Raw genomic sequence first — 12236 nt, 5'->3', positions numbered from 1 at the left:
GATGCGGGGGGTCGGTGGCTGAGGGGTCCGGTGGCTGAGGGAGCGGTGGCCATCGGGGCGGGCCTCACTGGGCTGCCGGGCCGGACGTGAAGAAGGCGACCATCTGCTCCAGGCCCCGCTCGCCGAACATCGTGTCCAGGTTGGCGGCGGACTCGGCGGCGGATTCCTCGCTGCGCGGGAAGAGGGCCTCCTCGTACGCGGCCAGGGCGGCTTCGGTGTCGCCGGGGTGGGCGGCGATGGCCAGGGCGAGTTCGGCGCCGTCGAGCATGGCGAGGTTGGCGCCCTCCCCGGCGAAGGGGGACATCACGTGGGCGGCGTCACCGAGCAGCGTCACGCCCGGGACGGGGTCCCAGCGGTGCCCGACGGGCAGGGCGTGGATACGGCGCGGGGTGATCGTGTCCGCGTCGGCGACCAGGGCGCGAAAGCTCTCGTCCCAGCCCTCGAAGTGGGCGAGGACCGCGGCCTTGGCGACGGCCTGGTCGGTGAAGGCGACCGTGTCCAGCCAGCCTTCGTCGGCCTTGAGCGCGGTGTAGACGTGGAGACTGCCGTCGCTCTCCCGGTGCGCGAGGACACCACGCTCGTGCCCCAGGGCGATGAAGAACCCGCCGCCGATGACCGCAGCGCTGCGCGGGTGGCGGGTGTCGGCGTCGAACAGGTCGGTCTCGACGAAGGAGATACCGGTGTAGGCGGGCCAGGCGCTGGAGACCAGCGGCCTGATCCGGGACCAGGCGCCGTCCGCGCCGATCAGGAGATCGGTGGTGATGGCCGAGCCGTCGGCGAACGTCACCTCATGACGCCCGTCGCCCAGCGCCCGGGCCCCGGCGACCTTACGGCCCCAGTGGATCGTGCCGTCGGGCAGGGAGCCCAGCAGCAGGTCACGCAGGTCGCCGCGGTCCACCTCCGGCCGGCCGCCGGTGCCGTCGTCCTCCTCGGCCACGTGCACCGTGCCGTCGGGGCCGAGCAGGCGCATGGCCTGACCACCCTCGTGGACGATCTTGAAGAAGTCGTCGTGGAGGCCGGCGGCGTGCAGGGCCTTCTGCCCGTTGGTTTCGTGGATGTCGAGCATCCCGCCCTGCGTACGGGCCGCCGCCGACGCCTCCAACTCGAAGATCGCCGACTCGATGCCGTTGACGTGCAGGACGCGGGCGGCGGTCAGGCCGCCCAGCCCTGCGCCGATGATCGCTATCGGGAAATAACTGGTGCTCAAGGGGGCCTCCGGAAGCAGTAGGGGAATACCTCGGTGCGCCGAGCCATCGCCGCCGACGCCGCAAGGCTCCTTGCTAGGGCGGCGTGCACGGCGGGGCGGCAAGGGGGGCCTCGACCACTGCCGCCACCGTAACGAACATGTTCGCTACGAACAAGTTCCATGCCGGGGTAGCGGCGGGCGGCGAGGAGGACTTCCGTGTCTCCTGGCGGCGTCCGCCGTCAGGCGGGCCCCCGCCCCGGGCTCAGCCCCCTGCGCCCGGGGCAGGTGTGTGCGTGATGCCGTTGACGAGGACGTCGAAACTCCAGCGGATCCTGTCCGGCACCGAGCCGCCGATCAGGGCGGGCATGTGCGCGGTGATCGCCGGATGCGTGGCGGGGTCCACGGCGTGCAGGGCACGCACGGTGGCGTTCCAGTCGCCCTCGGAGGCGGGGTCGTGCTCACGGGTGGAGTGCTCGGCAGCGGTGGCTGTCGCATCCTGGAGCAGTTTGTCCACCCCCCAGGCGACCTGCTCGCGGTCGGCGCCGCTTTGCGAGAGGAGATCGAGGATGCGCTCCACCAGGCGCAGGTAGTTCTCGCCGCTCGGGCGGGCGACGAGTGCGGCCCGCGCGAGCTGCGGGTGCTCGAACAGCACCTGGGTGTACGACGTCATGACGGCACGGAGCTGCTCGCGCCAGTCCCCACCGCCGTCCCGCCCGGTCAGGTCGACCTCGCCGAGCAGGGAATCCAGAACGGCCGCGTGCAACTCGGCGGTGTTGGCGACGTAGACGTACAGCGACGCCGGGCCGGTGTCCAGCTCCTGCGCCAGGCGACGCATCGTGACCTTCCCCAGGCCCTCCGCCCGCATGATCCGCACGGCGGTGTCCACAATCCAGCGCCGGGACAGGGCAGGCTTCGCCGGACGGTCCCGGCGGCTGATCGGCTCTCTTCCTACAGTCATAACCCGATCGTAACGAACATGTTCGCTGAGCGGGATTGCCCGGTTCACTCGCGCAGGGCGAAGCAGTGTTCGGCGACCGCGGGGATCGGGTGGGAAGCCTCGCTTGAGGCGCGTCGCCGGCTGGCCGGCGGCGGCAGCCGTCACGTTGATGGTCGGCGCAGCGGTACCACGTTGTCGACGGCAGGTGGCCGCTGTGCCTGCTGATCGTCGTCGTGAATGAGCACGGCGCTGGCGAGGGTGAGTCTGGCTACCAGCTGGCGGAGTTCTTCGATCTCGGCTTTCTGTCGGGCGACGGTCTCCCTGAGCTTGGTGACGGTTTCCCGCAGACGTTTTTCGGGCTCCGGGACCTGTCGGGTCTCGGTGCGCACTCGCTCGTAGAACTCGTTCTTCAGGTCGGTGTGCCGTCTGAGGAGGGCCATACGGTGCACGCCCGCTTCGGCGGCGAGGGCGACCGCGGTGAGTGCGTTGTGGCAAAGGGAGTCCCTGTTCGATGAGCAGGGGCTTCTTCGTGTGCGGGGCATGACCGCGACGGGGTAGGGGCAGGCAGCGGGCGGCTTGTTGTTGATCGAGGAGGTCGCGATGCCGTCGGTGCTGGGGTTGATGGAACAGCGTGAGGCGCGGGCGAGGCGGGATCTGGAGTCCTGGACGGAGGCCCTGGAGCAGGCTCAGGCGGAGGTGGATGCCGCGCGGGAGCGAGTCGAGCCGGCCCGGGTGGGGCGTGAGGAGCTCGTGTCGGTGCTGGCCGGGGAGAGCCCGGTGAATACGCCGGTTTCCGTGCCTTGTGGTGGTGAGATGGCTGCCGCCGTGGGATCGAGCGGCCCCGGCGCGGGGCATGGCGAGCGGCCGCCGGTGTGGCGGTCGGGCATGGGCGAGGTGGTGCTCAGCGGCCTGTATCGGGAGGTGTTCGCCGCGGTGGTGGCCGCTTCGGGGCCGGTGAACGGGGTGGAGCTGACGCGGGCGGTGGGCCGGGAAGCGGAGATCAAGAACGAGGTGGAGAAGATCCGGCACCGTGCCTACGTGCTGGAGAAGCGGGGCTGGCTGGTGCGGGCGAAGGATGGACGGTTCATGCCCGCGCCCGCAGCAGTCGGCCGGGGCGTTTCTCCGGCCAGCGCGGAGCGTCTGCGGCCAGGCGCCGGGACAGCCTGATCACGGCGGCCCACCACACCATCTGGGCGTGGTGGTCGGGGCGGCGTTCGTGGTCGCGGTTGAGGCGGCGTGAGCGGGAGAGCCAGCTCAGCGTGCGTTCCACCACCCACCTGCGGGCCAGTACGACGAATCCGCGTCGCCCGTCGGAGCGGCGCACGACCTCGACGCGCACTCCGTGGCGGGCGAACGCCTTCGCCAGCGCCGGGCGCCCTGGTAGGCGCTGTCGACCCACACCAGCTTCAGCAGCCGGCCCGGCTGGTCCATGAACGTCTCCAGCAGCGCGGGGGCGGCCTTGGAGTCGTGCACGTCGGCCGTGGTCACGGTGACCTCGAGGAGCAGGCCCTCGGTATCGGTCAGGATGTGGCGCTTGCGTCCGTCACGCGACTTGCCGCCGTCGTATCCGCGGCTGTCCTCGCCGACGGTCTCGGAGGCGTCCACCGACTGACTGTCGATGATTCCCGCGCTGGGTTCGGTGTTGCGGCCTGAGCCCACTGACCTTGCGGACGGGACGGCCGCCAACCTCACGGGTTTCGCCCACGGCGCCGCCGGATTCGGGTGGTCGCTCATCGCGTTGGGACAGCGCACCGGGCGCCGGGAGTGCGTCGAAGCCGGCCTGCGCGCGTTCGCGTACGAAGCCCGGCATTTCGACCCGGCCGAGCAGGACTGGTACGACCTGCGCACGCGCCCCGGTGGCATCGCCAAAGGCGGACGCCATTTCGCCAACGCCTGGTGCAACGGCGCGGCCGGGATCGGTCTGAGCCGCATCACAAGCTGGGCAGCGCTGGGCGGAGCCGACGAAACACTGCGGCGAACGGCCTTCAAAGCGCTGGGCGCGACGATCCGGAACTTCTCCCGGCTGCAAAACCACACCCTGTGTCATGGCACGTCCGGGAACTCCGAACTCCTCCTCCGAGTCGCCCAACTCTGCGATGAGCCTGCGTTCCGGATGGAGGCCAACGTTCAGGTCCAGGCCCTTTGGCGGGACGTCGACACCATCGGCGAGGAAGCCGAGGAGCGCGGTGCCACCTTCCTCCCCGGGCTCATGCTGGGAATCTCCGGGTTCGGCATGCACTGCCTGCGGCTGGCGGCGCCGGAACGGATTCCCTCCGCACTGCTCCTCGATCCGCCGCCGCGCCGCTGAAGGCCGACTGACGGAAGGACCCGATTCCCCTGTCCGTCGAATCCTGCAAGGCACTTCTTGCAGCGCGTCAACGAGTCGGCGGAACTCGCGCGGCCGGATGCCGGGGCGAGCCCGCCTTCTACGTCCACACCGACCCGGCCAACGCCGCAGGCTCACACCGGTGGGCCTCAGGGGTGTGCGGCCCGCCGCGCCCTGAATTTGCCAGAACAGCATGAATCTTTGCTGCCCGCGTGGTGCCGGTCGCACGCTGAGGGCATGAGTGAGTTCGAGTTGATGCGAGACGGTGCACAGACCTGGGATGTCGTGGTGGTCGGGGGTGGGGCCGCCGGCCTGTCCGGGGCCTTGACTCTGGCCCGGGTGCGCCGGTCAGTGCTGGTGCTGGATAAGGGCGAGCCCCGCAATGCTCCGGCTGCCGGTGCCCACGGTCTGCTCGGCCGCGAGGGCATCTCCCCCCTGGAACTGGTCCGGCTCGGGCGCGAGGAGGTCTCTTCCTACGGCGGCCGTGTCGTTTCGGGACAGGTCACGCGGATCTCCCGGGACGGGGCAGGTTTCTCAGTCGTCACCGGGGGCGGGCAACGCGTCCGGGCACGCAGAGTGCTGGTGACCACTGGCCTGGTCGATGTGCTGCCGGATGTGCCGGGGCTGGCCGAACGGTGGGGCCGGGACGTGCTGCACTGCGTGTACTGCCATGGCTGGGAGGTCCGGGACAAGGTCATCGGAGTGCTCGGCAACTTCCACCAGGCGCTGCTGTTCCGTCAGATGTCGAAGGACGTCACGCTGTTCCTGCACACCGGCATGGAGCCGGCCGACGAGCAGTGGGAACAGCTGGCCGCTCTCGGTGTCGGTGTGGTGGACGGTGAGGTCACCGGCCTTGAGGTCGACGGCCAGGACCAGCTGGCGGGTGTGCGGCTGGCGTCGGGGAGGGTGGTGCCGGTGCAGGAGCTGGTGGTCACTCCGCGGTTCGTCGCGCGCGCCGGTTTCCTGGACGGGCTGGGCGTGACGATGCAGGAGCACCCCATGGGCCTGGGCGAGCAGCTCCAGGTGGACGCGTCCGGGTCCACCGGAGTGCGGGGCCTGTGGGCAGCGGGGAACGTCAGCGATGCGCTGGCCGGGGTTCCGGCAGCCGCAGCAGCCGGAGTCACCGCCGCTGCTGCGATCCACATGGACCTGCTGAGGGCCGATGCCGAAGCCGCCGCCGCCCCCCGTGCGGCGAAGGGCGGTGTGTTCAGCGGCCCGATGGAGGCCGAGGTCTCGCGGCGTATACAGGGCAACCGTGCGCACGGTCTGGATTCTCTCCTCGGCGGGAACTGACGAGGGAGCGCCCCAGGTGGACGGGCCAGGTGGTGCGGGCCCAGAGGTGGGCCCGCACTCCCTGGCGCCCGAACAGGATGAGGAGTTCGACGAACTCGTGTGCCCCCGCCGCAGTAGGGTCTGCCCCACCCTGTTCCAGGGGGTTCGTCGGCGTGCCTGAGTCCGGCCCCGCATGATCGGCTGTCCGCCTGATTCGCGTGACGGAAGGTGGACAGGTGAGAGTCCGGATCGGGTACTCGGCATGGATCGTGGGCGTGGTGCAGTTCTTCGTCGTCCACGGGATCGCCGAGTCGGCTTGGGCCAGACCGTATAGCTGGGCGCGGAACAACATCAGCGACTTGGGCAACGCTCACTGCGCCCTGCAGCCAGAGCCTGAGCCGCGCTATATCTGCTCCCCCGAGCACGGCCTGATGAATGTTTCATTCGTCGCCCTGGGAGTGCTGCTCGTTGTAGGCGCTGCCCTGACCGGTGGTGTCCTGTGGCGCAGAGGCCGGGCCGCTGCCATGGCCCGCCTGCTGCTCGCCGGTGCCGGTGTCGGGTTCGTGCTGGCCGGGCCGGCTCCTGCGGACGTCAACGAGAACCAGCACGTTTGGGGCGCCCTCCTCGTCATGGCAGCAGGCAACATCGGTCTCGTCCTGGCGGGGTTCGCCCTGGCAGAACACCTACCGACCCCCCTGCGGTGGGGCACCAGCCTGCTGGGAGTCACAGCGATCACGGCCTTCGGGCTGTACCTCTCCCGCCACTACCTCGGTCTCGGTATGGGAGGTATGGAGCGGGTCGCTGCTTTTCCTCTCCTGTTCTGGGCGCTGGCTGTCGGCGTTCGTGGCGTCATCCGTCGGGCAGGTCGTATGCACGAGGCGATACCGACGGAACGTCTCAGCCGCGCTGGTTGAGAGCTCTGGTCAGGTCCCGGTTGGCCTCTCGTGCGGCATCGAGGTCGGACCGGGTCTCTTCCAACTTGGCGGTGAGCTCCACGTTTTGCTGCTCCGCCCGGGTCAGCCGCAGGGGCGCAAGGGCGGGACGGAGGGGACCTCGGCCGTGTTCCCGATGTCCGCGGGCGTCAGCCGGAACTCCTCGGGGTACTCCTCCCGGCGGGTCCGGCGGGTGGGTTCACTGGTGCGCCACATGTACAGGCACTGCCCGCAGCGCAGCACCTCCCACACACCCGGCACAGGTGAGGCGAAAACGCGCTCGACGGCCTCGTGCGCACAGCGGGGGCAGATCACGGAGTCGGCCATGGCGGCACTTCCTTTCTGTAGGCAGGGGGTTGTTCCGATGAACGGAACCGACGGGGTGTCAGCAGCCGGCGGTGATCCGCCGGAGCCGGTCGAGCCAGTCGGCGGCTTCCGGGAGGTCACGGGCCGGGGTGCTGTAGTGGCCGCGCCGGTCCGGGGCGGCGGGCGTGGTCGCGTCGATGATGAGCTTGTCGACCATGCCGGGGATGTCGGCCTGCGGGGCCAGTTCCACGACGGACAGGTCGGGGATCCTGATCAGGTCGCGGGCGGGGTTCATCTTCGTCGACAGCGCCCACATCACCTGCGGCAGGTTGAACGGGTCGACGTCCTCGTCGACGACGATGACCGTCGCTGCGTAGCCCAGGCCGTGCGGGGTCGTCAGTACCCGCATGCCGACCGCCTTCGCGAAGCCGCCATAACGCTTGCGGGTCGAGACGATGACCACCAGACCGTGCGTGTACATGGCGTTGACTGCCTGGACCTCGGGGAAGTCCTTCGTCAGGTGCTGGTGGATCGGCACACAGGTGTTGGCCGCCATCAGGTAGTCGATCTCGGTCCACGGCTTACCGAGGTAGAGGTGCTCGAAGATCGGGTCTGTCCGGTAGGAGATCCGGTCGATGCGCACCACGGGCAGGCTGCGCCCGCCGGAGTAGTGCCCGGTGAACTCGCCGAAGGGGCCCTCGATCTCCCGCTTGCGGCCTTCGACGACACCCTCGATGACGACCTCGCTGCCCCACGGCACCGGCAGCCCGGTCAGCGGGGCCCGCGTGACCGGGGCCGGGGCACCGCGCAGCGCACCCGCCATCTCGTACTCGTTCTCGTCGTACTTCATCGGGGTCGAGGCGACGATGGAGATGACCGGGTCGTTGCCGATCGCGAGGGCGACGGGCAGATCCTCGCCGCGTTCCTCCGCCGCACGCAGTTGCAGGGCGAGGTCGTGCACGGGCACCGGCTGTATGGCGAGCTTGCGGGGACCCTTGACCTCCATGCGGTAGATGCCGACGTTCTGCTTACCGCTGTGTTCGGGGTCGTCGGGGTCCCGGGAGACCACCGCCGCCTTGTCGATGTAGAAGCCGCCGTCCCCGTCGTTGAGGCGGATCAGCGGCAGCACCCGGAAGATGTCGGCCTCCTCGCCCTCCAGGGTGTTCTCGGCCCACGGCGGATTGTCCCGCCACTCGGGCGTCATCGGGAATGCGCCCCACCGACGGATGAACTCGGTCACCTGGTCCCGGGTGCCGGTCTCCTTCGGCAGCCCCAGTGCGAGGGCGTGGTTGGCCCACGAGCCGTGTACGTTCATCGCGATGCGGGCGTCGGTGAAGCCCGTGACGTTGTCGAAGTACAGCGCGGGGGCCGTGTCACCCAGGCGGGTCACGGCGTTCGCGGCGGCGGCGATGTCCGGCTCGGGCATCACCTCCTCGGTTATGCGCAGGAGTTGGCCTTCCTTGTCGAGGGCGTCGAGGAAGCTGCGGAGGTCGTCGTGAGCCATGGGCGGTCCTTGGGCGATGTAGTGGTGTTCTGTTCAGACGGCGGGCGATGTAGTGGTGTCCTGTTCAGACAGCGGGGCGTGCCGCACGGGCGGAGCGGATCCCCGCCCAGCGTTCGGCCGCGGGCGACGGCAGGCCGAACTGGTCGAGAATGCGGGCGGTGATGTGGTCGACGATGTCGTCGACCGTCTCCGGGTGGTTGTAGAAGGCGGGCATGGGCGGCAGGATCGCCACGCCCATCCGGGACAACGCCAGCATGTTCTCCAGGTGGATCTCGTTCAGCGGTGTCTCCCGCGCCACGAGGACGAGCCGGCCGCGCTCCTTCAGGACCACGTCGGCCGCCCGGCCCACCAGTCCGTCGGCGTACCCGGCGCGGATGCCCGCCAGGGTCTTCATGGAGCACGGAGCGATGACCATGCCGTCGGTGCGGAAGGAACCGGAGGAGATCCGGGCGCCCTGGTCCTCGGGGGTGTACACCTCGTCGGCGAGGGCGGCGACCTCCCGCACCGCGAGCCCGGTCTCCAGCTCGATCGTGGTACGCGCCCACCGGCTGAGCACCAGGTGGGTCTCCACCGAGGGCAGCCCGGCCAGATGCTGCAACAGCCGTACGCCGAACACGGCACCCGTCGCGCCCGTCATGCCTACTACCAACCGCACGCTCGTCTCCTTCGTCGGGTCCTCCGGGTCGGCTGCCCGGACTGGAGGTGTCAGGACGGATCGCGGGCTGTTTCAGACGCCGCCGTCTCATCGCGTTCCACGCTAGACACGAAGAACGAGGGCAGAGCATTACGCTGAAGACAGGCCATGGACAGAAACGGACAGCGTGACGTGGAAGGCCAGGTCGCCCCGGCGCGGCGTCCAGAACTCAGCGGACGGCCGAGTACCGGTGCCTACTTCCTGCTGCGCATCGATGACTCGCCGACGGCGGGCCTTCTTTGCCCGAAGGTCTCAAAGCCGCGTGCCCTACGCGTGCCACACGTGCCGTAGCGGTGCACCGGATTGGGTCCTACTCAGCCGCCGACGTCTCGACGGTCACGAAAATCCGGTCGAGATGGTGCCGGAGCACCGCGAGGGCCGACTCCGGACTCCGCTGGCCCACGAGGATGCTGGTGCCCATGGTCGCCGTCATCGCGAGCAGGCTGATCGCCTCCGTGCGCGCGTCGGTGCCGGGATCGGCCAGACCTGACGCCTGGGCCTGTTCGAGCAGGCCGGTCAGGGTGTTCTCGGCGGCGTCGGGGTTGTCGATGAAGGGCTGGGCGGCCAGCGCGTCGTCCGTCACGGACAGGATCGAGTAGGAGCTGTAGAGGAGGTGGAAGGTGCGGCTCTCCTCATCGGTCGGGAGGGAGGCCAGCAGCAGCGCCTCAATGGTCGCGCGGGGGCCCGGGTTCGGACCGGCGGCGGCCAGGCGGGCGCCCACCCGTGCCGTGAAGCGGTCGGTCAGGTGCTGGAGCCCGTGGAAGAGCAGCTTCTCCTTGGTCTCGAAGTAGTACTGCACAAGCCGCAGGGATACGCCGGCCTCCGCGGCCACGTCTCGCATGCCGACGGCGTGCAGTCCTCGACGCCCCGCGGCCCGGATGAGCGCCTCGGCGATCTGGGCACGCCGTTCCTCGTGGTCCACGCGCTTTGGCATGTGCCGGTGTCTCCGCCCGTCGGTGGTGGGTTCGCGGTCCGGCTCCACCCGGACTCCTTCATGGTACCGCTGTACCACCATCGTGATACCGTCGTATCACGAAGAACGGATCTTCCCGGAGGTGCCCCGTGCCCGAGAACACGACCCGTGTGCGCCGCGATGTCGGCCGCTACGTGAACGACGAGCTGCGCGAGCGCTACTTCGCCGCCTGCGACGCCGTCTACGCGATGGGTGCGCCCGCCCGCTCCGAGACGGACGTCGAGACCAGCTTCGGCACCACGCACGTCTACCGGTACGGCCCCACGGACCCGGCAGCCGAGTCCCGTACGCCGGTGGTCCTGATCCACGGCGCGGGCTACTGCTCGGCGATGTGGTATCCCAACACCCCCGCGCTCAGCGCCGAACGGCCCGTCTACGCGCTCGACACCCCTGGCGACGCCGGGCGCAGCGTCCACCGCGAGCCCATGTGGCAGCCGGAGCGCGCCGCCCAGTGGCTCGACGAGGCGCTCGACGCCCTCGGCCTCGACCGGGTCCACCTGGTCGGCTCCTCGTACGGTGGCTGGCTGGTGCTCAACATGGCCCACCGCCGGCCCGGACGGCTCGCGTCGGTCACCGCCCTCGACCCCGGAGGCCTGGAGAAGGTGGGCCTGCGCTTCTTCGCCTGGGTCTTCGTCAGTCTCTTCGCCAGCTTCGCCCCCAAGGCGCTGCGCCCGCGCCTCGCCTCCTGGCTGGAGCAACCGGTCATCGCCGTCCCCGAGTTGCGGACGTGGATCCAGGCGGGCGCCCGCGCCTTCCGGATCCGCCGCCCCGCGCCGCTGCCGCTGACCGAGGACGCGCTGCGCTCCCTCCGGACCCCGCTCCACCTCATCATGGGCAAGCGCAGCCTGCTGGTACACCCGCAGCGGCAGCTGGAACGGGTGTCGCGACTGATCCCCGGAGCCCGCGCCGAGATCATCGCCGCGACGGGTCACGGCCCGCAGATCGACCACCCCGACGTGGTCAACGCCCGGATGCTGAGCTTCATGCAGGACATCGACTCGCCCGACCCGGCCGAGGTCAACGGCGTGGTCGACGCGTAAGACCTGCGGCTGGGGAGACTCCGGTACGGCCGGGCAAGCAGGAACACCAGCACCGGTGTGGGGGCTGCCAACCGCAGGCTCCTTGAAGGAAACCCCGACGCGTCAACCGCCCGCCTCAGGGCCGGCGAACGACGCAAGGAGCCGCCTGCTCCCGTCGTGCCCCATCCGTGCCCTTCAGACCGGTGAACAGCGGTCAATACGAGTACGGGCAGACCCCCGCAGCAGCTCCTGCGGTAGGCTGTTTTCGCAGGTCAGACGCCACATAGCTGCCCCGCGCGCCACGGATTCCCAAGCTCAGAGCGCGGGTTCGATTCCCGTCACCCGCGCCATAGTTGAGGCCCGGGTCAGCGACCTGGGCCTTGTGTGTTGTCCGGACCAGTGCAGGCGTCCCGCACCAGAGCCGCACCAGAAGGCTTCTGGCCCGCCTTGCCGCGGGCGGCTCGTATGAGGTCGTCCAGCCCGCTCGCGACTTTCTGGTGCCGCTCAAGCTCCGAGTGGCCGGCGCGGCGCGCGTACCTTCCGCCAGTTCCGCCCGAAGGTGACCGCCGCAACGGCTTGCCCTTCTCCGCCACGAACAGCAGTCCGTGCGGCTGCTGCTCCGCGTACCGGTCGAGGTGACGTAGGCAGTCGGTCCGAAGGAGGGGCGGCAGGACCACAAGCCGCTTGCCCGCTTCCGGCTTGGTGTCGCCGGCCGCACGACGACCGGGGGCAGGTGAGACGGTTCGGGGCGCGTGCGGGCGCCAGGGCCACGGTGAGGAACTCCAGGCCGCCCACGGCTCGGCCTCATCCGTTCGCGCGCGGTGTGTCAGCGGGACGTGAGTGAGGCGTTTCCGGAACGTCAGTGGCCCCGGGAAAAGTGGTGTCCACGCCGCGGGAACGACCGACGAAGAGTCCCGCACGAAACGCAGGGGAACCCGTTCATGCGCACTTCCCGGATTCGTACCGCCACCCTGGCCGCCGTCACCGCCGCGCTGGCACTGGGCCTGACCGCCTGCGGCGGCGCCGACAGCGGCTCGAAGGCGGCCAGCGGCAACAACGCCGCCGGTACCGCGCAGAGCCGGTCCGC

Annotated in this window: 12 protein-coding genes and 1 pseudogene; 5 read left to right on the top strand and 8 right to left on the bottom strand. The window is 70.0% G+C overall.

Translation table 11 applies throughout. From position 1 onward, the window contains the following. Positions 1-64: 64 nt before the first annotated feature. The 3 genes from ACWGJY_RS09190 to ACWGJY_RS09180 all read right to left on the bottom strand — a co-directional run bounded on the left by ACWGJY_RS09190 (position 65) and on the right by ACWGJY_RS09180 (position 2665). The gene (locus ACWGJY_RS09190) at positions 65-1207 is read right to left on the bottom strand and encodes an FAD-dependent oxidoreductase (protein ID WP_453260150.1); all 1143 of its coding nucleotides are present in this window, start codon (positions 1205-1207) and stop codon (positions 65-67) included. Positions 1208-1448: 241 nt separating this feature from the next. Further along, complete coding sequence (locus ACWGJY_RS09185) at positions 1449-2144, bottom strand: TetR/AcrR family transcriptional regulator (RefSeq protein ID WP_453260149.1); 696 nt, start codon at positions 2142-2144, stop codon at positions 1449-1451. 140 nt (positions 2145-2284) lie between these two features. Then, positions 2285-2665 carry a hypothetical protein gene (locus tag ACWGJY_RS09180; RefSeq protein ID WP_453260148.1) on the bottom strand — a complete coding sequence of 127 codons (381 nt, stop codon included), beginning with the start codon at positions 2663-2665 and terminating at the stop codon, positions 2285-2287. 34 nt (positions 2666-2699) lie between these two features. On the opposite strand from ACWGJY_RS09180, the gene ACWGJY_RS09175 reads away from it, so the two are divergent. Beyond that, complete coding sequence (locus ACWGJY_RS09175) at positions 2700-3290, top strand: hypothetical protein (RefSeq protein ID WP_453260147.1); 591 nt, start codon at positions 2700-2702, stop codon at positions 3288-3290. On the opposite strand, the pseudogene ACWGJY_RS09170 reads toward ACWGJY_RS09175, so the two are convergent. Further along, positions 3208-3857 (bottom strand): annotated as a pseudogene (locus tag ACWGJY_RS09170) (IS5 family transposase). The gene ACWGJY_RS09175 and the pseudogene ACWGJY_RS09170 overlap by 83 nt on opposite strands. Between ACWGJY_RS09170 and ACWGJY_RS09165 the strand changes: the two are divergent. The 3 genes from ACWGJY_RS09165 to ACWGJY_RS09155 all read left to right on the top strand — a co-directional run bounded on the left by ACWGJY_RS09165 (position 3742) and on the right by ACWGJY_RS09155 (position 6635). Further along, complete coding sequence (locus tag ACWGJY_RS09165) at positions 3742-4431, top strand: lanthionine synthetase LanC family protein (RefSeq protein WP_453260146.1); 690 nt, start codon at positions 3742-3744, stop codon at positions 4429-4431. The pseudogene ACWGJY_RS09170 and the gene ACWGJY_RS09165 overlap by 116 nt on opposite strands. Positions 4432-4686: 255 nt before the next feature. After that, positions 4687-5742: an NAD(P)/FAD-dependent oxidoreductase gene (locus tag ACWGJY_RS09160; RefSeq protein WP_453260145.1), complete on the top strand. Its 1056-nt coding sequence runs from the start codon at positions 4687-4689 to the stop codon at positions 5740-5742. Between the two features lie 215 nt (positions 5743-5957). After that, a complete protein-coding gene (locus ACWGJY_RS09155; protein WP_453260144.1) occupies positions 5958-6635 on the top strand; it encodes a DUF998 domain-containing protein in 678 nt (225 codons plus the stop codon). 102 nt (positions 6636-6737) lie between these two features. Here the strand turns inward: ACWGJY_RS09155 and ACWGJY_RS09150 are convergent, their stop codons facing one another. From ACWGJY_RS09150 to ACWGJY_RS09135, 4 genes are all read right to left on the bottom strand, one after another. Continuing rightward, entirely contained in the window at positions 6738-6980 is a 243-nt protein-coding gene (locus ACWGJY_RS09150) for a non-oxidative hydroxyarylic acid decarboxylases subunit D (protein WP_453260143.1), read from the bottom strand. Between the two features lie 58 nt (positions 6981-7038). Continuing rightward, entirely contained in the window at positions 7039-8463 is a 1425-nt protein-coding gene (locus tag ACWGJY_RS09145) for a non-oxidative hydroxyarylic acid decarboxylases subunit C (protein WP_453260142.1), read from the bottom strand. A gap of 64 nt (positions 8464-8527) precedes the next feature. After that, on the bottom strand, positions 8528-9118 hold the full coding sequence (locus ACWGJY_RS09140) for a non-oxidative hydroxyarylic acid decarboxylases subunit B (RefSeq protein WP_453260141.1): 591 nt from the start codon (positions 9116-9118) through the stop codon (positions 8528-8530). A gap of 349 nt (positions 9119-9467) precedes the next feature. Continuing rightward, the gene (locus tag ACWGJY_RS09135; RefSeq protein WP_453260140.1) at positions 9468-10091 is read right to left on the bottom strand and encodes a TetR/AcrR family transcriptional regulator; all 624 of its coding nucleotides are present in this window, start codon (positions 10089-10091) and stop codon (positions 9468-9470) included. A 128-nt stretch (positions 10092-10219) separates the two neighbouring features. On the opposite strand from ACWGJY_RS09135, the gene ACWGJY_RS09130 reads away from it, so the two are divergent. Further along, on the top strand, positions 10220-11170 hold the full coding sequence (locus ACWGJY_RS09130) for an alpha/beta fold hydrolase (protein WP_453260139.1): 951 nt from the start codon (positions 10220-10222) through the stop codon (positions 11168-11170). Positions 11171-12236 lie beyond the last annotated feature (1066 nt).

The sequence above is a fragment of the Streptomyces sp. NPDC054765 genome, from assembly GCF_053612065.1.
The sequence above is the reverse complement of the archived record's forward strand: the minus strand, read 5'-3'. Positions and strand labels throughout refer to the sequence as shown.

Excerpts from the sequence above, each read along its gene's own strand:
- ACWGJY_RS09185 (WP_453260149.1), bottom strand. The coding sequence starts at position 2,144 with ATGACTGTAGGAAGAGAGCCGATCAGCCGCCGGGACCGTCCGGCGAAG.
- ACWGJY_RS09180 (WP_453260148.1), bottom strand. The coding sequence starts at position 2,665 with ATGCCCCGCACACGAAGAAGCCCCTGCTCATCGAACAGGGACTCCCTT.
- ACWGJY_RS09165 (WP_453260146.1), top strand. The coding sequence starts at position 3,742 with ATGATTCCCGCGCTGGGTTCGGTGTTGCGGCCTGAGCCCACTGACCTT.
- ACWGJY_RS09160 (WP_453260145.1), top strand. The coding sequence starts at position 4,687 with ATGAGTGAGTTCGAGTTGATGCGAGACGGTGCACAGACCTGGGATGTC.
- ACWGJY_RS09150 (WP_453260143.1), bottom strand. The coding sequence starts at position 6,980 with ATGGCCGACTCCGTGATCTGCCCCCGCTGTGCGCACGAGGCCGTCGAG.
- ACWGJY_RS09145 (WP_453260142.1), bottom strand. The coding sequence starts at position 8,463 with ATGGCTCACGACGACCTCCGCAGCTTCCTCGACGCCCTCGACAAGGAA.
- ACWGJY_RS09135 (WP_453260140.1), bottom strand. The coding sequence starts at position 10,091 with ATGCCAAAGCGCGTGGACCACGAGGAACGGCGTGCCCAGATCGCCGAG.